Annotated in this window: 14 protein-coding genes and 1 pseudogene; 9 read left to right on the top strand and 6 right to left on the bottom strand. The window is 33.5% G+C overall.

The features are described 5' to 3' along the window. Positions 1-50 precede the first annotated feature (50 nt). The 8 genes from OM966_RS01115 to OM966_RS01080 all read left to right on the top strand — a co-directional run bounded on the left by OM966_RS01115 (position 51) and on the right by OM966_RS01080 (position 6,011). Positions 51-308, top strand: coding sequence for a phage tail assembly protein (locus OM966_RS01115; protein WP_254229419.1), 258 nt, complete (start codon positions 51-53; stop codon positions 306-308). A gap of 100 nt (positions 309-408) precedes the next feature. Beyond that, a complete protein-coding gene (locus OM966_RS01110; protein ID WP_264328510.1) occupies positions 409-2,709 on the top strand; it encodes a phage tail tape measure protein in 2,301 nt (766 codons plus the stop codon). Continuing rightward, a complete protein-coding gene (locus tag OM966_RS01105; protein ID WP_015589018.1) occupies positions 2,709-3,056 on the top strand; it encodes a phage tail protein in 348 nt (115 codons plus the stop codon). The genes OM966_RS01110 and OM966_RS01105 overlap by 1 nt, the downstream gene beginning before the upstream one ends. Continuing rightward, positions 3,053-3,262, top strand: coding sequence for a tail protein X (locus OM966_RS01100; RefSeq protein WP_264328509.1), 210 nt, complete (start codon positions 3,053-3,055; stop codon positions 3,260-3,262). Before OM966_RS01105 ends, OM966_RS01100 begins: the two co-directional genes overlap by 4 nt. Further along, a complete protein-coding gene (locus OM966_RS01095) occupies positions 3,263-4,207 on the top strand; it encodes a contractile injection system protein, VgrG/Pvc8 family (RefSeq protein ID WP_264328508.1) in 945 nt (314 codons plus the stop codon). Positions 4,208-4,259: 52 nt separating this feature from the next. Continuing rightward, the gene (locus tag OM966_RS01090; RefSeq protein WP_155968672.1) at positions 4,260-4,793 is read left to right on the top strand and encodes an ankyrin repeat domain-containing protein; all 534 of its coding nucleotides are present in this window, start codon (positions 4,260-4,262) and stop codon (positions 4,791-4,793) included. A 67-nt stretch (positions 4,794-4,860) separates the two neighbouring features. Next, complete coding sequence (locus OM966_RS01085) at positions 4,861-5,082, top strand: hypothetical protein (RefSeq protein ID WP_019236453.1); 222 nt, start codon at positions 4,861-4,863, stop codon at positions 5,080-5,082. Positions 5,083-5,090: 8 nt separating this feature from the next. Further along, positions 5,091-6,011 carry a patatin-like phospholipase family protein gene (locus tag OM966_RS01080; protein WP_264328507.1) on the top strand — a complete coding sequence of 307 codons (921 nt, stop codon included), beginning with the start codon at positions 5,091-5,093 and terminating at the stop codon, positions 6,009-6,011. Positions 6,012-6,065: 54 nt separating this feature from the next. Here OM966_RS01080 and wmk (OM966_RS07470) read toward each other — a convergent pair. The 5 genes and pseudogenes from wmk (OM966_RS07470) to wmk (OM966_RS01050) all read right to left on the bottom strand — a co-directional run bounded on the left by wmk (OM966_RS07470) (position 6,066) and on the right by wmk (OM966_RS01050) (position 11,075). Next, positions 6,066-6,982: pseudogene (wmk, locus tag OM966_RS07470) on the bottom strand (WO male-killing family protein Wmk). Between the two features lie 38 nt (positions 6,983-7,020). Beyond that, positions 7,021-7,935 (bottom strand): WO male-killing family protein Wmk, encoded by a 915-nt coding sequence (gene wmk / locus OM966_RS01065; RefSeq protein WP_082941390.1) that lies wholly within the window; start codon positions 7,933-7,935, stop codon positions 7,021-7,023. Between the two features lie 94 nt (positions 7,936-8,029). Next, positions 8,030-9,217 (bottom strand): hypothetical protein, encoded by a 1,188-nt coding sequence (locus tag OM966_RS01060; RefSeq protein WP_065094617.1) that lies wholly within the window; start codon positions 9,215-9,217, stop codon positions 8,030-8,032. A gap of 107 nt (positions 9,218-9,324) precedes the next feature. Next, positions 9,325-9,981 carry a JAB domain-containing protein gene (locus OM966_RS01055; RefSeq protein WP_065094618.1) on the bottom strand — a complete coding sequence of 219 codons (657 nt, stop codon included), beginning with the start codon at positions 9,979-9,981 and terminating at the stop codon, positions 9,325-9,327. A gap of 170 nt (positions 9,982-10,151) precedes the next feature. Beyond that, the gene (gene wmk / locus OM966_RS01050; protein ID WP_264328504.1) at positions 10,152-11,075 is read right to left on the bottom strand and encodes a WO male-killing family protein Wmk; all 924 of its coding nucleotides are present in this window, start codon (positions 11,073-11,075) and stop codon (positions 10,152-10,154) included. 97 nt (positions 11,076-11,172) lie between these two features. Here wmk (OM966_RS01050) and OM966_RS01045 point away from each other — a divergent pair, with 97 nt between their 5' ends. Beyond that, the gene (locus OM966_RS01045) at positions 11,173-12,066 is read left to right on the top strand and encodes an Rpn family recombination-promoting nuclease/putative transposase (protein WP_264328503.1); all 894 of its coding nucleotides are present in this window, start codon (positions 11,173-11,175) and stop codon (positions 12,064-12,066) included. 331 nt (positions 12,067-12,397) lie between these two features. Here OM966_RS01045 and OM966_RS01040 read toward each other — a convergent pair whose 3' ends face one another. After that, on the bottom strand, positions 12,398-23,914 hold the full coding sequence (locus tag OM966_RS01040; protein ID WP_264328502.1) for an ankyrin repeat domain-containing protein: 11,517 nt from the start codon (positions 23,912-23,914) through the stop codon (positions 12,398-12,400). Positions 23,915-24,016: the final 102 nt, after the last annotated feature.

Genomic DNA, 24,016 nt, shown 5'->3' with positions numbered 1-24,016 from the left:
TATGTAAAAGCCAAGCAGACTTTTATTTAATTAACTTTTTAAGGAGAAATATGCAAGCTATAACACTTAATAACCCAATAACAGTTGATGGTATTTCTGTCTCAGAACTTACCATTAGACGTCCAAAAGTTAGAGATTATCTAGCTATTGAGAGACTTAATGGTAGTGATCTGAGTAAGGAAGTAACTTTGACTGCCAATCTGACATCAGTTGCAAAAGAAGCGATTGAAGAGTTAGATATTGCAGACTATGTGAAAGTGCAAGAAGTATTAAAAGATTTTTTTTCACCAATTATCCAAAAGACTTGAGGTCAGAAGTAATCACGCTTAGTTCTATTATTGGTAGTGGAATTGAGTCTTTGCTTGATATGGAAATTAATGAATTTATCCTATGGAATGAAGCAGCGAAATGTCAACGTTATCTATAAAAATCGGAGCAATCTTGGATGGCAGTTTCAGTACTGTAATAAAGGGAAGTAGTAGTCAACTTACTCGTCTTGGTGAGAATATAAGAAAGCTTGATTCATCTTTAAAATCAGTATCAAAGTTTAAGCAGTTGGGTAGTGATGTTTTGACTAGCAGGAGATCATGGAAGGGCTTTGAAGATCAAGTAAAATCTTTAGCTAAACAAATGAAAGCGATAGAGAAACCGAGCAAAACTTTAAAAGCTGAGTTTGATAAAGCTAAGTTTTCTGCAACAAAAGCAAAAGAGGCATACTTAAGAAAGAGAGATGCCTTGCATTCATTCAATGAAGAAGTAAGGAAAAGTGGAAGAAATATTAAGTCATTAGTAAGTGATCAATATAAACTTGGTTCTTCTATTGAAGTACTAAAAGGTAAGTATGGTAAGCTTGGATCTGCAATACGTAGTCACCAAAATGTTTTAGCAAGTAAAGCACATTTTAAGTTACAAATTATAGAGACTATTGGACTAGGGCTAACGCTTGCAGCTCCAGTTAAAGTTGCGATTGACTTTGAAAGTGCTATGGCTGATGTTACAAAAGTGGTAGATTTTAAAAAAGGAACGGATGAAGCAACTAAATTTGCCAAGAAGTTGAAAGAGATGTCACATACTATACCATTATCAGCGGCAGAACTGGCACAAATAGCTGCAAGCGGTGGTCAACTTGGTATCAAGAAAGAAGATCTTTTTATGTTTACAGAAACAGTGGCAAAAATGTCTACAGCATTTGATATGTCTGCAGAGCAAGCAGGTGATTCTATAGCTAAACTCTCTAACGTTTATGGAATTGATGTTAGTAGAATGGAACATGTTGGTAATGTGATCAACCACTTATCAGATAACACTGCTGCTAAAGCAAGAGATATGGTTGAAGCTCTAGCAATAGTTGGTGGTACTGCAAAGCAGTTTGGTTTGGATATCGAGAAAACAAGTAGTTTAGCAAATGCTTTCATTAGCTTAGGTAAAACACCTGAAAAAGCTGCAACTGCTATAAATGCTCTACTTAGTAAACTTCAGACTGCTGAAGAACAAGGAGGGGATTTTAAAGCAGCACTAGAGCAAATGGGCATAACTGCAGAAGAAATAGTACAAAGAATAAGCGAAAACGGCGAAGAAGCATTACTCTACTTTTTTCAAACTCTAAAGAAAATGGATAACCAGGAACGTTCTACAATCCTTATGAAACTTTTCGGTCAGGAATATCAAGATGATATTGCATTATTAGCTGGAAGTTTTAACAAATATGAAGATGCTATAAGGTTACTAGCTGACACAGAAGAGTACAAGAGCTCGTTGCAGAAAGAATTTCAAAACCGTGTAGACACCACAGCCAGTAAATTACGACTTCTTCGAAACGCAATAGCTGAAGTTGGTATGAACCTGGGTTCAGTGATGCTGCCTACTTTAAAATCTATAGCTGAATTTTTACAAGAAAAAACTAGAAGCATAGCGTTATTTGCAGAAAAATATCCAACTTTAACCAAAGCAATCATGGGAACTATAGCAGCTTTAATAAGTTTGAAAATCTTAGTAGTGGGCTTAGGTTATGGATTTACTTTTTTAGCAAGTACAGTTCTCGGTTTAAGAGCAAAAATAATTGCAACATTTTCATTTTTATCAGCTACAGTTTTTCCTGCAGTAATAACAGGACTAAGAGCAGTAACACTCGCTGTAATGAGTAACCCGATTGGATTTTTAATAGCAAGTCTTGTTACTGGTGCAGCTCTTGTTGTGACTAACTGGCAAAAGGTGAAAGACTTTTTCTCTAGCTTTTGGAAATCACTTATTAAACCTATAGGAGAAGCTTTTTCATGGATAGGGGAAAGTGTATTTGGAAAAGTACTGGGGAATAGCACATTGAAAGAGCTTAAAAAAAGGAAAAGTATTGTTACTGAAGTAAAAGCAGTCCATACTCCCTTAAAGAGCAACATTTTCAACAGTGGAAATCCTTTGTTAGGTAACAGTATAATTAAAGAATTTTCCAAGAGAAATAAGAATATCTTTAGAGTCAAAAGCCTTATCGAAGAGAAAAAGTCCACAGAAAACGATAAGATACTTGCTGACTTTGCAAGGAGTAAATTTGAAAATAAAGAACAAAATAAAACTCAGAACATCACTAATAATTACACTATCAGCATTAAAGCAGAACCTAACCAAGATGTACGTAGCCTTGCAGATGAAGTAATAAAAAGGATAAGAGAAAAGTCACGTGATGTTTTATTTGATACGGTAGAGACATTTTATTGATGCTATCTCTTGGTCCGTATAAGTTTGCTCCCACAAGTTTAAAGTATAGCAGAGAAAATCGTTGGAGCACGATTGAGTGTATTGAAAATATGCCACTATTACAAAATATCGGTCAAGGTGTAGAAAATATAGATTTAGAAGGAATGATTTATCTGCATAATCTCAACGGGCTAAATCAATTAAAGAGTGTGAAAGAAGCTGAAAAACCACATATTTTAGTAGATAGTTTAGGTAATATTTTAGGACAATTCGTAATTACTAGGTTAGAAGAAAAGCAGATGTATTTTTTACCTAATGGACTACCAAGAAAAGTTGAATTTAGTTTGAGTTTAAAAAGCTATAGATGACTGTATACTATGTGAGTAAAGAAAATGAGATGTTAGATCTGATTTGCTGGAAACATTACGGATTTACGGATGGAGTAGTGGAATTAGCACTAGCAGAGAACTTAGGTTTGGCAGAATATGGAAGCTTTTTGCCAGCAGGATTAAAGATAAAGCTTTCTGCTATTCAGAAAACAGTACAAAAGTCAAAATTAAAGGTGTGGGAATAAATGCAGCCAGATTTTGTAATAGATAAATGTGAATCAATTAGAGATAGAGTTATATCGTTACGCCTTACCGATGAATCTGGAACTATAGATGATATAGTTGAAGTACATGTTGATTACAGAGATGAAAACTTAAATGTTCCGAATGAATTGAACATAGCACTAGGTTATAAGGAATTTGGAATCTTTCCAATGGGTATATATACAGTCAACGAAGTGACTATACAGGGTCCACCTAAGACTCTACTAATCAAAGCTCATGCAACAAATTTAAGAATATCTTTGAAGGCAAAAGTATCAAAAGAATGGCGCCAAATTACCATAGAAAACTTAGTAAAAGAAATAGCCCAAAAACATGGATATGGATACAAAGTCGCTGAGGAATTTAAGAATGTATTGATACCCCATATTAATCAGGCAGATGAAAGTGATATAAGTCTGTTAACAAAGATCGCAACAGAGCGTGAAGCAATGGCAAAATTAGCTGGTGGGTATATATTGTTTATTTCAAAGAATATGGCAAAATCAGCCACAGGAAAAGCTTTAGGAACAACGACTATTAGACCTCAAGATACAATTAACTGGAAAGTACATTTTACCGTACGTGATAAGTATAATTCAGTAGTGGCAAAGTGGCATAGCTATGAAAAGGGCGAAACTATTAAAGAAACAGTTGGTAGTAGCGAGCCAAGTTATATTATGCTGGAACTTTACTCTAATGCAGAGTCAGCGCTGAATGCAGCAAATGCCAAGTTGAAACAATTGAAGCGTAACAATGAAGCTTTAGATATAACTATGCCTGGTAATCCTCAAATTTTTGCAGAAGCTAAACTTAATCTTATAGACTTTAACCAAGCGGTAGATGGTGAATGGATAGTTAATAGAGCGGAGCATACTTTAAATAGCTCAGGTTACCTTACTATGTTGTCAGCATCTTTGAGTAAGTAATGTTAATAAAAAATGAGTAAATGATCTATTTAATATTAAAAAGATGTTGAATATGGATAAATTGGGTCAAGATACAAAAAACAAGCTGCATTTTTGGTGGCTTATAACAGTAATAGTATGTATTATTGCTACCTATTCCTACATGAAGGCAAAGGCTGCAGATAATTATAAAACGATATTACGCATTGCTTCTCAAAATTGTAACTTAGAGACTGTAAAATTCTTAGTAGAAAATCTATTAGATATTAATGTGCAGATCCCTAAATTAACAGCACTACATTATGCTGCAGAAGAGGGATGTGCAGAGGTTGTAAAATTCCTAGTAGAAAAAGGAGTTGATATAAATGCTACGAAATATGAAAGATGGACACCTTTACATGCAGCTACATATGAAGGCAAATTGGAGATAATTAGATTTTTATTAGACAAAGGTTCAGACCCTACCATTAGAGATACAGATGGAAAAACACCAAGGAAAATTGCTGTATTAAGATCACGGCATAATAAGGACAAACCTTATGATGAAATCATTAAGCTACTTGCAGAAGCAGAGGACCGATACGAATCAACAAAAAGTAATCACTAAAGCTGTAAGTTTTCTATAATCTGCATATAAATTTCCAAAACTATCCATAACAAGTTAATATTTTCACATGAAAAAGCAAAAAATCCCAATAGCGGTAATAATAACAATAGTTCTACAGACTGTAGGATTCATATGGTGGTTGGCAAAACTTGACTTACGTGTACACATCCATGATAAATTTATAGAAAAAAACCAAGAACTAATCGAAATAGTCTATCGACTTGAAGAGAGAGTGAAAAACCTCACTGAAGAAGTCAACGAACTTGAAGCTATTCACAAACACAAATAAATTTTACAGTGACAAAGTACATTTTATCTGTAGATGGAGGTGGCATTAGAGGGATAATACCTGCCATTATTCTTGCAGAAATTGAATCTAGGACAAAAAAGCCAATTTCCCAGATTTTTGATTTAATGGCAGGCACCTCAACCGGTGGGATTATTGTTGCTGGACTTTGTAAAAGCAATAAACTTCAATACTCTGCCAATGATTTGGTTGAACTTTACCAAGAGTATGGAGCATATATCTTTCAATCATCATTTTGGAGAAAATCAATTGCTTCTTGGCTGAGTGGTTCTCAGTACTCGTATAGAAATATGGAATTTATTCTCAACAAATACTTTGGTGAAAGTACTATGGCCGATGTTGCGAGTAATCTACTACTCACCAGTTATGACATTCACAATAGTTGTGAGTTTTTCTTCAAAAGTTGGAAAGAAGAAAACATTAAGTTGAAAGATGCACTCAGAGCTACAACAGCTGCCCCAACGTACTTTACACCAAAACGTCTAAAAATTAGCCAAACAGAGAGAGTGTTGATAGATGGCGGAGTGTTTGCTAATAATCCAGCGGCTTGTGCATATGCAAGTGCTAAGAGGTTATTTCCAAATGATGAGATTATACTGCTATCAATAGGCACTGGTGGAACAGATAGAAGTATAAAGTATGCTAACTCAAGGAAATTTGGCAAAATAGGGTGGGTCAAGCCACTACTGAATGTGATGTTTGCCTCTGGATTGGATTGCGTTGATTATCAACTAGAACAAGTAATAGACGATAAATATATAAGAATACAATCGCAATTGAAAGTAGCATCGACTGAGATGGATAACATTACATCAAAAAATATCAAATTTCTTCAACAGGAGGCAAAGGCAATGATAGAGGACAATCAAAAAGTGATAAACAAATTCTGTATAGAAATATTAAATATATAACTATTTTTACTTATATCTTAATATAATATTTCTTAGTACCGTCTTTAACACAATTCAATTTTCACACTCATCAGTAGTTAGGCCACTTGCTCGCACAATAATATCAATAGCAACACCTGCCTTTGCTAGATTTTTTGCAACCTTGATCCTTTCTGTTTTTTTAACTTTTTCCTTGCCACTTTTCGTATCTTCAGATAGAGATTTGACTAACGCATCTAATGATTCTTGTTCTCCGTACTCATCCATTAAACTCAATAGCTTTTTGCTTTCTCTTGTTTTAGGTAGCAGAACTTTAATATTCACTGATAATGCATCTGATATTTCATATAATTTATCAAATGTTATAGCAGTATGCCCTCTTTCATAGTCGTGTATTTCCTTGAGTGTTAAACCAACTTTATCAGCCAAATCTTTTTGAGTGTATCTCCTTATCAATCTCCATTCTCTTATTCTTTGTCCTATTCTGTAATATATAGAATCAGTGCAGATTTCTCTCTCTCTGTACTATCATACTCGTAAATAGATAAACCCGTTGCCTGGGAAATAACATCAGTAGAAACTCCTTCTTTCACTAGATTTTTTGCTATTTCCAACCTTGCCTCTTCTTGATTAATTTTTTCGCTAATATGAACAAACCTGACTAATGAAGGTACTATTTTGCCTAACTTTTGATTCTCGTATATTTTCGTTAGATAGAGTATTTCTTCGTCTTCATCTTTATACTCTCTTACTGTTATTGGTTTAGGTAATAGATCTACAGCATTAACTGATAATACTCTTGCTATTATATATAGTACTCCAATTGGAATAGGAGTATAACCATTCTCATAGCTGTTCACTTCTTGGTATGTTAAACCTACTTGACCTGCTAATCCTATTTGAGTATGACCTCGCATTAACCTACTATTTTCTATTTTTTGCCCTATTCCATAACTAACATTGCTTGCAGAAACAAACACATATACCTCCATTTAAGAAAAAAACTTTATTGCTATAATTTTTTCATGAGCTACCCATCTAAAACTATATCAACAGGTAAACCTACCGCTTGCAAAATAATATCAATAGAAATTCCCCCTTTTACTAAATTCTTTGCAACTTTGATCCTTTCCGCTTTTCTCACTTTTTCTTCACAAATCCGTATCCCTTCAAACAAAGACTTTATTAGTGCATGCCGTAGTTCTTGGCTCTCAATTTCTTTGTATTCTTTAATCAAATCAAGCAGCTCATTTTCCACTGTACTACCTTCATCTTTCTCTATTAGTAGATCTGTAATATTAATCGATAACGCTTCTGCCATTTCATATAATTTATCAAGTGGAACAGCAGTCCTTCCTTGTTCATAGTTGCTTATTTCGTCACGTGTTGTATTCATTTTCTCTGCTAAATCCTTTTGAGTATACTCTCTCACTAGCCTCCATTCTTTTATCTTTTTTCCTATTTGGCAGTATATAGAACCAACTTTTTCTTCAATACATTCATCAGCAGGCAGACCAATTGTTTTTGCAACAATATCAACAGAAACTCCTGCTTTAACCAAACCCTTTGCAATTTTTATTTTTTCTGATTTTTTACTACTTTTTTCACTAACTTTGACAAATTTAGTTAATAAACAAAACATCTTACGTAACTCCTGATCATTAATCTTTTTATATTCTCTTACTAGATTTAATATTTCTCCTTCCTCATTTTTAAAGCCGATTTTCTCCTTTGATGCAGTAATGAGATCGGTAATACTTACTGACAATGCACCTGCTATAGCGTACAACCTTTCGATTGAAATTCTACGGTTCCCTTTTTCATATTGAAGTATTACCCAGTACTTTACACCAAGTTTCTCTGCTAAATCTTTCTGAGTGTACCCTCGCTCTAACCTCCAATTTTTTACTTTTTGCCCTACTTCGTAGTCTAAACTTCTTTCCACAAAAAGAACCTTGCATATAATATTTTCTATTATAGCTCAAAGGCTCCAGATATAATAGCTAGACTCTGGAACCTTTAAATTGGTTGTAGATGAATTAAAGTGCCCTACAAGTTTCTTTACTATTTTCACGTACTTTGTCTGCCCATGAAAACAATTTTTCACTTACTTCCTTCTGCTTTTCACTCCATATGCCACATCTAGTGAAACTACCTTTCTCTACTGCTTCTTTAAGTTTTACTCCCCCGAAAAGGCAATTTTTTCCAATTTCTTCCCCTATTTGTTGTAATTCAGCCCACATTTCCTTGTTTTCTACTCTGACTTGTACTTGATCATATTTTTTTACATCGTGGTACAATATAACATTTAGCTTACCAATGCTTGTAGGAAATTCTAACACAACAGAGCTACCATCTGATACATCAACGTAATTTCTTGCACCTCCTTGCTCCCTTCTAACCTCAACTGCATCATTGCCAATTTTTAAAATATTACTTCCTAACTTTCTGTTTTGATCCATACCTTCCAGTATTTTGGCTACTTCTACCTTGCTATCTTCAGAAAATTCCATGAAAAGCATTTTGTTATCTATTTCGATACCTATTAATGCTCCTTCCTGAACAGCACTTTCACCAGCTTTTCCTAGTTCTTCTAGTTGCTTATCTATCTGTGGCTGAATTTCTGGTTGTAGCTCATTATAGATTTCACCTATCAGTTTATTCTGTAGTAGAGTATCATGAAACTCTGCACCGCTTAACATTAATTTACGTATTACCTTTTTACGATCAACCTTATCAAATTTATGAAAATGTGTACCTAATACTACATACTCTGCGAAACTCCATTCCCCATCATTACATGCATTTAGCCTTGCTCCATCATCTATTACTTCATCTATAACTTTATTCATCTCTTTTAAACTTTTTGCTCTTACCACAGCACTTTTAAACCAGCTCAATTTTTCGCTTTCGCTTATACTTGGCTTTATTTTTTGCAAGGCAGAGGTAAATGGATTTTTATCTTCTTGATCACTTATAGGTTTTGTGCCATATATGTAATCAAGTCCCTTTCCGTAGTTGATTTGAACGTCTCTATTAGGGAAGGGCACTTCTCCAGGTTTTTTAGCCTTATTGGTTTTGCTTACAAAGGTGGACTGCTGGTTAACACGACCAATTCCTATAATAGCATTTAACATCTCACCTTCTGATAATTTATCAAGATCAACGTTTAATTGATAAGTACCTCCTTTCTTATCATCAAAAGGTACAATTATTTTATTACCCATATTATCCTCACTATTAAAAATACTTTTTAAGCGTACAATAAACTTTATTATTATACATTCTATTACTCATTATAAATTATAGTGAGTAGATTTGCAAATATTTTCTGCTATAACAATCCGTTTTCTCGAAAGCTGAAATAGCCTCCACTTGTGATGATAATATGGTCAAACAATTTTACGCTTACAGTACTACATGCTGCTGCTAAGCTCTTCGTTACTTCTTGATCTTCTTCTGATGGTTCTAAGCGTCCCCCAGGATGGTTGTGTGACATTATTACTAATGTTGCATTCTTTATTAATGCTTTTCTTATAATTTCCTTTATGTACACTGGTGCTTTTTCCATTTCACCAATATAGGATTCTTCTCCGATTAGTTGGCGCCTTTTATTCAAGTACAGTATTTTTACACATTCCCTCTCTGCATGACCTATACTTACGTTCAAGTATTCTACTAGCCCTTGTAAGTCCATGATTGGTTCTCCCTTGAGCTTTTCTCTCAGTACCCTTTCTAGTGTTTCCTTAACGCACATAATCATCGCTACTGCAGAATCAGTTACTCCTTCTATAACTTTCAGGTCATCCATTTCTCTACCTAAAATCCTTCCTACTCCCGTATAGCTATTCACCAGATTTTTAGCAATTTCTTGAGCTTGTGGCCTTTCATGTACTGCACTTAAAAACGTTTCCATTATTTCACGATCAAGTAGTGCTTTGCCTTTGCTTTCTAATATTCTGAATTCGATTTCTTCTTTACTTTTATTCATATAATTTACCCTTCACTAACAACAAACTTTTTTTAGATATTTACTGCTGTTTTTATCAGCATTGGCATAGAGCCATAGCTTTCGAGTGAAGTCAAATCAATTTCTCAATCTTTTTTACTTATTTTTTCATCTAAGAGTAAAGATATTAATATATATACTGATTTTTTATTTTAAATCTGTTGAATTTCGCCTAAAGAGAGGCCTGTTATTTGCAAAATAATATCGGTAGAAATTCCTCCTTTCACTAAATCCTTTGCAATTTTCATCTTTTCTGCTCTTTTCACTTTTTCCTCGCAAATTTGTATGCTTTCAAACAGAGATTTTATTAGCGCATAGCGTAATTCTTGACTCTCAATTTTTTTGTATTCTTTTATTAAATCAGGTAGCTCACTTTCTACTATCTCATCTTCCTCTATGAGCAGATCTGTAATGCTAATTGATAATGTTTCTGCTATTGCATATAATTTTTCCAGTGGAATGGCCACACGTCCTTGCTCATAGTTGCTTATTTCATCACGTGTTGTATCCATTTTCTCAGCCAAATCCTTTTGAGTATACTCCCGTACTGCCCTCCACTCCTTTATCTTTTTTCCTATTTGGCAGTAGATAGAACCAACTTTTTCTTCAACACATTCATCAGCAGAGAGGCCAATTGCCTGCGAAACAATATCAACAGAAATCCCTGCTTTAACCAGGCCCTTTGCAATTTTTACTTTCTCTGCTTTTTTACTACTTTTCTCACCAACTCGGGTAAATTTTGTTAGCAAGTAAAACACCTTGCGCAACTCTTGATCATTAATCGTTTTATATTTTCTTACTAGATTTAATATTTCCTCTTCCTCGTCTTCAAGGCGGATTTTTTCATTTGATACAGGAATCAGATCCGTAATACTAATTGATAACACCTTTGCTATAGCGTATAACTTTTCAATCGAAATTTTTCGTGTTCCTTTTTCATATTGTAGTACTATTTGATACGTTACTCCGATTTTTCCCGCTAAATCTCTTTGAGTATATCCTCGCTTTAACCTCCAGTTTCTTACTTTTTGTGCTATTTGGTATCTTAGAGAGACAGTAGTAGTATGCTTTGCCATACAGAAATAAATATTATACAGGTTAACATAAATCAAAATTGTTGAACATTTCTTAACAATTGTGTATAATTATTAATGCTTTTTATCTTACTTTCTCATGGCTCTTTCGAAGTTTCTTGACGCACGCAACGATTATGCATTTAAAAGAATATTTGGCACCGAGAAGAATAAAGATATTCTTATTCATTTCTTGAACGATATTTTGGGCTTCACTGGCTTAGCTGCTATTCACGATGTTGAATTCTTAGCTACCATTTTGGATCCTGAAATTGCCGCTAAAAAGCAGAGTATTGTTGATGTTCTTTGTAAGGACTCTCAAGGTTCAAGATACATCATAGAAATGCAGTTCACTAAGAGCAAAGGCTTCGAAAAGCGTGCTCAATATTATGCTGCTAAAGCCTACTCAAGTCAAGCTGATCAAGGTGATAATTATCATAATCTCAAGGAAATTATCTTTATTGCTGTTGCTGATTGTATTATTTTTCCAGATAAGGATGAGTACAAATCTAATCATGTCATTTTAGATCAAAATAGCTTTGAACATGACTTAAAGGATTTTTACTTCGTATTCATAGAACTACCAAAATTTACAAAGACAAAAGAAGACCAACTAGAAAATATAGTAGAAAAATGGTGTTACTTTTTTCGCTATGCAGGAGAAACAAGGGAAGAGGATCTAGATAAGATAGTTGGTAGTGACGTAATAATAAAACGAGCTTATGAAGAGATGAATAAGTTTAATTGGTCAGAAGAAGAGTTACTAGCATATGAACAAATGAAAAAACGTATAATGGATGAGATTGCTGCTTTTGCTCAAAAATTTGATGAGGGTCTTAGACTAGGTCAAGAAAAAGGTAGACAAGAAGGTAGGCAAGAAGAAAAAATCGAAGTTGCAAAAAACTCACTCAAGGCCGGTGTCTCTATTGATGTTATAGCTCAAATTACAGGTCTCTCTCATTCTGAAATTTCACAACTCAAAGAAAAAACATGATATTCCTACTTATTCGCTTTAACATTTATGAAAACCTTCTCTAAGTTAGACATATCCCCTAATTAAGAATCTAGTGAACTGTCTAAAATGGCTATAAAGATTGCACATAGAATTATATAAATTACTATCATAACGTTATCCAAATTTCTGTATCAAAGCTACGTGCTGTAAGTTCAATATGGAAAACACATTAACCACTTAGCATTTAATGTCTACTTCATCCATTTTAGTATTAAGACTATCAAACTTGCTACTGGTTTCCCTAATTATTTTGGCTACCCTCACTTTAAATTTTCCACTACTTGGCATATTATACCTTCCGTATTCTCATCTACTTACTCAAAGTATTTCCAAGCTTGGTTACTCCTACATCAGAAAGACAAGTTGATACTTTATCCTTTGGTAGGACATTTGTACAAAAGCACTTCTTGCACTTTTCTAAAACATTATTTAACCCAACATTACCACTAAATTCAACTCCTCTTTCAAGACTTGCTGTTATTTCTGGATATGCGTCTTTAATTTCAACACGTATTCTAGCTTGTTCTTTTGAGCCCAAATTTCTTATTTTACCTTCTACAAATGAATCAAATTTTCTAAGAGCGAACTCAACCGCAACTTCTCTACTTGGTATAACTTCTACTCCTTTGCTTATTAAGTTTTGATAGCGTCTACCTGGAGTATCATCTAACGCATCGGCAACACAACTCGCAAGGGCAATATTTTCATTATTTAGGAAATTATTCCAACCAACAGATGATATACTTTGTGGTATGTTGTTATTATCACTTTTTACATTAATATCATCATTCTTATCTGCAATGTTGTATTGAGTAGGTAATCCAGGAATTATAGAGAAAGTGCTAGCTGCTAATTTTTTTGCCCAGGAAATACAATTATTTATCCACGAATATGGTCTTGTGCCACTACTTGCTGCTATCTCATGTTGATTACTTGAATCTATAGCAAGAGTTTTACGTGATAAGTGATTCTGATGACGATTGTGATCTCCATGGTGATGACGGCGTCTGCGTTGTACAGGCTTTTCTCTTTCTTGATTAAGTTTTTCTTCTAAATATTTTACAATGTTACTATGTCCTCTGCCTCTAGCAATATCTAGTGGTGTCCTATCAGCTTCACATTTAGCATTAATATTGGCCCCTTTATCTATCAGGTACTTCACCATATCCAAATGACCGCTCCAAGAAGCCCAGTGCAGTGGTGTATGACCTTGTTTATCAGCACTATTAACTATTATCCCTTTATCGAGAAGAAACTCTATAATATTCCTGTGATCGTTTATAACAGCAAAATGTATAGGCTTTCTGCCAAGAATATCCTCAGCATTAACATTAGCTCCCTTACTAGTAAGAAACTTAGCAACATCTAAATGACCTTTCAATGTAGCCCAATGTAGTAATGTACACCCATATTTATCAGTAGCGTTTACATCAACATCTCTCTCAACAAGAAACTTGACCATGTTCAAGTTACCACTCCAAGCATAATAATATGCACCATGCCTATCTTTGCTCACATCCTGAGCAATAAGACCTTTAATTTTTTCAAGATAATTACCTTCTACAGTAGTCAATAATTCTTTATCTAAGTGTGCCTGCATTAAAACTCTTTTTGCATCTGAATTAAAACCAGAACCATCTAGAGGTGTTTTACCATTGTTATCTTTAGCATTAATATCAGCATTATTGCTTATAAGGCACTTCATTGCATCTAAGCGATTGAACCATGAAGTAAGGTGTAGAGGAGTTTTACCATACTGGTCTCTAGCGTTAATATCAACACCTTTATTTATAAGGTATTCTGCCATATCTGAGTAATTATAAATAGAAGCAAAATGTAATAACGTCCAGCCATAACTATCTTTAGTTTCTAAGCTAGTACCTTGACTTACAAGATTTTTGACTTTAATAAGATTATTTTCCAGTACAGCAATCAACAACTCATTATATTTTTTATATAGGCCTGATTGCGCTTGCTTTAAAATTTCTACTATATCTGTGTAACCTTTTTGATCAGCAATATCTAGAGGTGTTTTTCCATCTTTGTCTTTAATATTAACAAGATTAGCTCCTCTACCTATAAGATACTTTGCTACATCTAAGTGACCATTCCAAGAAGCCCAATGTAGTGGTGTCCAACCACTATTATCCTTAATGCTAGCATCAATTTTCTCCTCATCTACAAAATATTTTACTATATCCAGCTTACCGTTGGAAGCAGCGCAGTGTAGAGGAGTTTTACCACTATTATCTTTGACTTCTAAACTATTTTCTTTGCCTATGAGACATTTCATTGTATCGAAGTAACTATTCACAAGATCTGAGGCACTATCTAGAGATGTGTTGCATGAAAAAGTTCTACCATCATTGTATTTTATCTCTAAAATAGCCCATTTGTCTACGAGATATTTTACTATATCTAGCCTACCCTCATAAGCAGCATAATGCATAAGAGTCCAGCCATCATTATACTTAGTGTCTAAACTAGTGCCTTGACTGACAAGATTTTTAACTTTGCTAAGATCACCACCTTGTACTGCAGCTATCAATTGTTTATTCAGACTTAATTGAGTTTGTTGCAAATACTCTACAACATCATCATGTTTTTGACCAGTAGCAACATCTAAAGGTATTTTACTATTCTTGTCTTTAGCATTAATATTAGCCTTTTTATCTATAAGATACTTTACTACATCCAGATGACCACCCCAGGAAGCCCAATGTAGAGATGCCCAACCATTATTATCTTTTATGTTAACATCAATTTTCTTTTCATCTATAAAATATTTTACTACATCTAGCTTACCATTGTAAGCAGCATAGTGTAGGGAAACTCTACCACTATTATCTTTGACTTCTAAACTACTTTTTTCACCTGCAACGAGATATTCTACTACATCTAACTTACCTCCATAAGCAGCACAATGCATAAGAGTCCGGCCATCAATATACTTAGCACCTAAGCTAGCTCCTTGACCTACAAGACTTCTAATTTCATCAAGATTACCATATTGTGCTGCAATCAATAATTCTTTATCTAGTTGCACTTGTTTTAAATACCTTTCTACATCATCGTGTTTTTGATCAGTAGCGGCATCTAGCGGTGTTATGCCACCTTTATCTTGAATGTAAATATCAGCTCCCTTATCTATAAGGTACTTTACCATGTCTAAATGACCATTCCAAGAGGCATAGTATAGAGGAGTGCGACCATCTCTATCAGTATCATCAATGCTCATTCCTTTGCTGAGGAAAAATTCTATAATGTCTTTGTTATTATTTTCAGCAGCAACATGTATGGGTTTCCTGCCAAAAATGTTCTCAACGTTAATATTAGCACCCTTTTCTATTAAAAAGTTAGCAACTTCTAAGTAACCTCTCCATGCAGCAAAATGTAGCGGTGTCCAACCATTTTTGTCAGACTCATTAACATCAACACCTTTCCCAATAAGGTACTTTAGTATATCCAAATTACCACTATAAGAAGCATCACATATAGAGGGACCACAACGATGATCTTTACCCTCTAAACTAACACCATTTTCAACAAGGTATTTAAATATACCAAAGTGACCTTTTAATACAGCATTGCGCGAAGGAGTGTTACCATCTCTGTCTTTAGTATTAACATCAGCTCCTCGATTGACAGAATCTTTTACTTTGCTCATATCTCCAACTTTTGCAGCATCTAGCAATTCTTGATCTAATTCTTCTCTAGCATTACTGACAATATCTCTAACTTTTCTTACAGTAGACCCACAATCTTCAATTATCCACATCCCTTGCAGAACCTGACCTCCTGGAATCCAAGTAAATACTCTACGCCTATCATTGTCATATTTAGCATAATCAGCAGCATATAAATGTTCTTTAAGCTTAACATTCATTATAGAACAGTTGTTACCATCAGGTTTAATCATCCACACATCTCGTGCAACTCTTCCCCCTGAAATCCAAGTAAATACCATTCGTCTATCATTATCATAATTAAAATAGTTACTAGCAGCATACAAGGTTTCATTAAATGCAACATTCACTATATAAAAATTGTTACCATCAGGTTTAATCTTCCACCTAAACTTATCATTTTCTTCATTCTTTGGAGTCCAAGTAAATGCCATTCGTCTGTCATTATCATAATTGAAACATTTGTTAGCAGCATATAAATATTCATCCTGATAAACGTTCTTTATACATACTTTTGAAGCAAATATTGCATTCCTTACTGATTTTGGTAATCTATTTTCTAGCTTTTCAAGGCTAGATCTTGTTTCTAAAGGAACTTTAGGATAATACTTCATCTCCATTGCTTCTTTAATGTAAGAAGCTAACTTAAATATTGCATTATCATTTAGATCACCACTCTTTTGCATTGCATCAAATACAGCTATGTAACCTGAAATCAGCTGACCAATATAACCATGACTGCGTACACAGCTTAATATTTTTTTCGTATCTACTCTTCCATATGCATCATCTACAACTTCTTTAATTATATTATCAAATAAGTTTTTATCAAAATTATAAATTCTATTAGTAAGTTCAGTGGTCGAAGCACTACAATTACTCGATATATTACCATCCAGCTTTCTCTTTGCTTTACTTTTTATTGAATATCTTAACTCTTCTATAAAAGACTTTGCCCACTTTTTTACATTAGATGAAGCATCTACTTGATTTATAATTTCCTTCCTTATACTCTCAATCTTTCCCATCATCTTATCTGGGTCATTACTTTCAGACTCGATATCAACACTCTTATTAAGGAAGAATTTGACCATATCTAGATTACCATTGCAAGCAGCTACACGTAGAGGTGTTCTACCATTATTATCTTCAGCAATAATATTAGCACCTTTATCAACAAGAAGCTTAGCTATATTTAACTTACCTTCTTGAGCAGCCCAGTGTAAAGAATTACAACCATGAATATCTTTGTCTTTAACATTAACGGATCCTCTATTAAAAAGAAGCTTAACCACATCTAATCTACCTTCTTGAATAGCTACATATAAAGGTGTTAATTCGTGCTTATTTTCGGTATCAATATTTCCAATTCTTCTGATTAAGTCTTCAGCTTCACTGATGTTATTTTGTACTATAGCATTAAACATCTGATTTTTTAATACAACCACTTTTTCTTTATTAAGGTCCCCTATAATATCTTCTGAGTTACAAGTAGAAATTATACATTTCGAGTTAGAGAGTATTGTATCATTAAAAGCAAATATCATCTCTCTTGCTGGCTGGTAGGTATTCCAATTCTCTACTTTTATTAGAGTATTATTTTTATGTAATAGAACTAAGCTATCATTAATAACTTCTGCATCAAAACCTAATATAGATTTATCTCTGAAATCGACTAAACCAATATCATTATTATTAATTGGCTGATTATGGTAAATCTGTAATCCTTGTTCATCTGGTTTGTAATATCTGAAAAAATTAGGATTTGTTTCTATATGTTTAAGTTCTAGATTTGCACTATCGATTTTGTAAAATTTATTGTTTATCCGCAATATAATGTATTGATGTTCTGGACTTTTTAAGTAATCAATTAAACCAATAGATAAAGACCATCTGATGCCCTTACTATCTAATATTGTAATATTTTGTATTTCTAAACTGTCTTCCGTAAGATCAGAAATTGGTTTGTTATAGCATTCGTTTATATAATTCCTTTCACCTTCCCTTATATTTATACTATTAATATCCATTACATTTAATTCAGCAAAATCGATAATGTCATAAGGTATGCTTTGATGAAGCACCGCTCTATTTTTTATCTTTAAATTAAGTCTTATAGGAGATGAAAGGGGATCATACTCTAATGTATGAATATCCTTTCCTAAACCATTTAACTCTTGATACCAGATATCCTTTACTATATCAGATAAAGACTTATCTTGTATTACTACAGATTCTGTTATTCCCTGATATTTTGCTTGTATTACTAAGTTTTTAAAATCATCTATTTTAGTACTCGAAACAATACTTTCCATATCATCAGCTAAAAGATTTAAACTATAGCCACCTTTTCCTATATCTTCACTTATCTCCAACTGTGTAATATTAGCACCTTGAACATCTATTACATCAAAGTTTTCTTTTCCTGTATCACTTAAATCACTCACTATCTTAGCGTTATCACTATTATCATTAACAATAAATATTGTTTGTTTTAACCCTCTATAATGCACATTTTCTTTATTTACTACTCTAACTTCATAATCTTGATCTTGACAATCAAATGAACCCTGATGCACTTCTGTATTTTTTACGTTAATTAACCTTGTTTTACAGTGAGTAGTAATATTTTGTTTGCTATCAGAGTTTGACACATAGTTATACGTATTAACTAATTTTATATTATTACTACCATAATGTATTACTCCTTCATGCAAATCTACTACAACATTATTAGCTTTAACATTCATTACTAGAGTATTTTCTTTTCCTGCTCCACCTTTGAGGGTACCAGACATAGAATTATTAATAATAAAAATAGTTTCATTGTTTTTAGAGCCAATATAACGTATATTACTACCCTCTGGAATATGCATTACTGCTGGATAATTTGCTGCTGCTGTTAACGTTTTTGGCCCTGAAATATATAATATCGACCCTCTAGGAAATGTTTGCTTTTTTGTATTGCCAGGATCTTTCCTTTTCGGATTAGTAAAAATAAAAGGTTCGCCTGAGAGAGTAAAGCTCTCTTGACAGTTTCTATAAATTTTGCCACTGTTACATGGAGCGAACGCATCGTCACCTGTGTGCTTTGTATTGATTATTTTGCTGCATTGAGATTTTTGTATCGGATTTGTTAATGGTGCATCTACAACTCTTAAACCAAGATTTTCATATTCATATTTTGTTAGATGAGGGATATGTTTTGCACCTGTATTAACAATATAAACTTTCTTTTCTTCGATCTCTTGATAGCATTGAGGACTATTCTTTATACCACAGATAAACCTTTCCCAACCTTCACTCATAACCAAAGTATAAGGTGTCATAGTCAATATCTTAGAGATATCAATAGAAGACAAATCTCTTTTTACACTAGAAGCTATATTAATCTTGTCAAAAGAGATATCTTTATATTTTTCTTCTAAATCACATGTCCACTTCATCTGCGTCGCACAACCAGAACCATACGATGATGGCATAATACATATAGGCTGTGCACCCATATTTTTAATCACCTCACTATGTTTCTCTTCAATGGAGATTACGTATTGTACAACCGCATCTATGTCATAATTGTCATTTAACAGTTTAATAGCTGCTTCTTTTACGTAAGTTAAATAACCTTTTATTCTAATTGTATCTTCATATTCTTTTTCTACATCTCTTCCTGTAAAAAACTTAATCACCCCTGCAAAAAATACTTCCGCTTGTTCACCACCAGGTAATAGAGGCACTTGCTCTGCTATTGCTTTAGTATACTCCATTCTTTCATGAATTTTTACGCCCATTGTTATCAATACATCAGCAACCATAGTAACTACTGCTGCCCTACCTAAAACTTTGCCTGCAGCAGATAAACCCCTTAAAATCTTAGTAGTAGCACTTACACTTTTTATCGTAAAACTAACCCCTGCACTTATAGGCCTTATGCTCATACTTGCTAGTTTTACACCACTACTTGTTGTCCAATAATAATTTAGTGGATGATTATTACCTTGAGCTATTTCGTTTATACTGTATCCAAATTGATAAGCAATGGTTGCAAATGTAATACTTTGAACTACAGGATTACTGATAACCTTAACAAAAGCTTGACGTGCAGGCCCTGGTATTTTACCAATCAGTTTTCCTACTTTACTACTAGGAGAAATATTTACACTCGTCCTAACATCATCCATAGTATCTAGTATACCATTGATATCAAATACTTGCTTTAAAGCATCATTATCATGCCGTCCAAGTGTTGCTGTATCACCTATACTATCAAGCAAGTCATATATAGCCATAAGGGAGAAAAACTTTCCACCTTTTACTCCTTTTATTTTTGCTGAATCAAATTTATTACGATCAAATGCAATTCCTTTTTCTTTAAGGCTGCTTTCTACATTACTAATATAATCTGCAAAAACTTTTTCACCAAGATCATCAAAATGACTTTTAAACCTGTCGAAAGTATCTTCCCTAACTCCTTTTGCTAATAAATTCTGTTTAATTTCCTTTACAATATCATTGTAATCTTGATTAGTTTGAACATCACCTATGTCTTCAATGTATTTTTTATTCTCTAACAACTGCTTATCATTTGATAGTTGATGTAATTTATCAAAGATTACTTCTTTTCCATCTTGAAATATACTATCTAGCTTTATTCTATAATCATCAATTTTTAAATAATATTCGCTACCTTGCTCTTTAATTTCTTCTATTATAGCATACTCTTTATCGCTGCTTACTTTTAACTTTATCTCAAGATTTTTCTCATCCAGTATATAATTTTCTATACTCTTAATATTTGCAGCATCATCTATCATTAATTCTTTATCATTACCACTATTGTCTTTGAATTTTACATTTACTTTACCACCATCAATCCTCACTTGAGGAGAATCTATTGTTATAATTTTTGTGTCATGAGCTTCAATACCAAATAACTCTTTAATAAGTCTTTCTTTTTCCTCCTCTGTAATCTTTTCTTCATCAAACGAATCTATGCAGGCCATACTTACACTTCTTTCTCTTCTTGGCTTTTTACTTGGTGAATACTCCGGCGATGAAGATTTTCTTTTAGAACACTGCCCTACAGTAGGCAACATATGATGTGAACTATGAACTACTCCAACAGGAATAAATCCTTCCTCAGCTGTCCTACTTGTTAAAATAAGTTTATTTGGATTATTAGATCCTTTATCGAAAACAACACCGATAAATTTTACCTCATCACCATCTGTAAGTGTTTTATAGGTAACACCTTCTTTGTACTCTTCATTTATTTGATCATTTGCTTCCCTCAATAAAGCTTGAGCCCCTTTACCCTGCCTTGATGCCTTAAGTTCTAACCCTATTGGAGTGTACTCCTCAGCATTTCCACCTTGAGCCACAAACTTAATACCATGAACTAGCATGTCAATACGTTCCCCTCTACCAGTTTGAAACTCAGTTAAAACTAATGCTCTAGTTTCTGGTGATTCCTGTAATTTTAAGTCACTATAATAACTAAACACTCCATTCAATATTCCATGGAAATGAGCTTCTTTATTAACGAGACTCTTAAAAGGAAAGATTCCTTCTCCAATTTTTTCTAATAATCTACTATATCCTCTTATTGATAAGGATTGGATATCTAGTGCTTTATCAAATGTTTCTTTTAACTCATTAGGATAAGTAACTTCTTTAAAAGTACCTTGAAATCTATTATCTCCGTTGTTGTACTCTTGTAAAGAATTGTATTTTTCAGTCCAAATAGTAAGATATCTTTTAAAATCTGACTTATATCTAGTATCAAAATTAAGATTTAATTCGACTATTTCCCTATTCTCTATTTCCCTATTTAATCTATCAAGAGGAAGCACTTCATTCATCCCGTTCAAAACATCTTTTCTGTTAGCTTCAACAATATTTATTACATAAACCAACTTTTCTGTATTTTCTGGAATAAGCACCATTGTTACAACTGCATGACTCGCATCAAGATTAGCTGACAGCCTCTCCCTGGCTCTTGCAGCTGCTGTACGTCCAAGCCCACGAAGATTAGGATGTACCTCGGTAGGTATATTGTTTCCATAGATAAAAATGTATTTTTTGAAACCAGTTTTTAAATCTTCAATTCTATTTAACAGTAGTGATTGCCCCAGTAAAAACCTGCTAAAATAATGATTATCTCCCTTCTCCGATGTACCAGGAAACGTATGATAAATACGCTCTAAATTATCTTTCACCTGTCCTTTTAATTCTATTGTTCCAATCCTTTGCGTATCCCAGTCATCAGCAGATTTTAGCATATCTTGAAAAAGAGGGATTATTTCTTCTCCACGATTTGATACTTTAATATCAGAGATAGGAGATGGATTATCAAGATTTACACCAACACATAAAATGTTATCCGCAGTAGTTAAAACTCGCTGAACGTTTGGCTGGAAGCCTTGTGCATACTTTTCTGCTTGTTGCAAAGCTTTATCTGGAGTAGCATTAGTACCTGCTCCCGCTTTTAACTCAATAATAATAGGAATAGAGTCTAATGCACGATCAGGACCACGAGCTAGCAGGATAATATCTGCATAACCCCTACCTGCAAATTGCTCTGGATAAACTCTAAGATTATACCTATAGTGGAAATTCATGAAAACGCCTACCATAAATCCATGATGCGCTGCTTCACGTGCACTCTTATCATAGATTAATGAGTTTTCATATTTAGAATGAACTTTACTAATCTTTCTAAGAATTCTCTCAAGAGATTCTTTAACCCCTATCTTTCTACTAGAACTTAGCTCAGCTATATCAGCTTCCGGATTATTCCATGCTCCTTTTTCTATTTCATGAAATTCTTTGCTAGTAGCAGAATCAAGTATCCCTTTAGTTTCCATATCAACAAAAATACCATCCTTTCCTTTATAGATCTGTACTAATCTAGATTTTATTCTATCTTGAATTTCATTCTTAATATTTATGATCTCATTCTCAACGTTTCGATTTCTAATCCTACCCCTATCTATATTATTTCTTAATATGTTCTCCAACTCATTAACAGTAAACTGATGGCCACGCTTACCTTCTGAAATGGAAAATAAATCTATATTATTAATAGCATCTTCAGCATTTCCAATTTGACCATTTTTAACAATAGCTACTTTTAAAGTTTTCGAAGTATCAAAACTAAAATAAATCTTTTTAATATTTAACTTTTCTGCAATTTCTGTATCCAGCAAAGTAGAAAAGCTTCCTAAGAAGAAGTGCGTAAAAAACCCTGCTTTTCCTACAGAGTGTAAATAAGATGGAACCTGATCCACAAATGATTGAAATCTTGTTTCGAAAGATTTAAAGTCCTCTTCTTGCTGGTTTGTACCAACTTCTTTACCTGCTTCCTCTATCAATAACTGTATTAACTCAAAATCTTGTGGCCTTACTTTACCCATGACTTTTTTTAAGCCTTTTGCAAGCTCTTTATCATTATTAATAATATTGCTTTCAAGACCAAAATTATAATGGTTTCGGTTACCTGGTGCACCAACATGAAATAATTGTATTTGAATATCCCCATTACCATATGGAGGAAGTGGCACTTCACCAGAAACACTAATTGTTGCACTAAGCATTCCACTCATTGCTCTTATTTCAGGTTCACCTCCCCAAGTATTAAGTTTTCTCATGTTTTCTAAGTAATCTTTGAAACTGAGTCCACTTTCACCTTCAACAAAATTTCTAAACTCGCTTTCATGAGAACTTATATGATCAACTACTCGATTGCGAAACACATTTCTTACTAAGTTTGCAAATGTATCATCATAATTGGCAGTACTTAAATTCCTTACCAAATTCCTAATACGATCTAAATTTTGAATTACAGCTCCTTCATTTCCAAATAGTACTTCATACCTTTGTCGAAATAAAGCATCGTCGTTTCTGACAGGTATTAAGTAAGCCATAGTAACAGACCAAAACAAGCAACTACCGTCTCCTGGAACATCGATTCTCTTAATCCGACTTCCACTTTCGGAATCAACATCAGATCTCCGATAACGCTTAAGTTGAGAAAATTCTCTAGCTTGCTCTATATATTGCATTTCATCCGATAATTCAGTAATCTTTGAATTAACATCTTCTTTTTTTAGATGATCTGTTGGATATTGTATCTTGAACATAACCCCCCCTTCATTATATTATACTAAACCCACTATACCAAGCTTATTATATAACCACCAGAGATATCAATAATAAAAGCTATTTTTGCCTATATACTAACT

The organism is Wolbachia endosymbiont (group A) of Andrena hattorfiana, from assembly GCF_947179565.1.
Taxonomy (GTDB): domain Bacteria; phylum Pseudomonadota; class Alphaproteobacteria; order Rickettsiales; family Anaplasmataceae; genus Wolbachia.
Note: the sequence above shows the minus strand (reverse complement) of the source record. Positions and strands in the feature narration are given on the sequence as shown.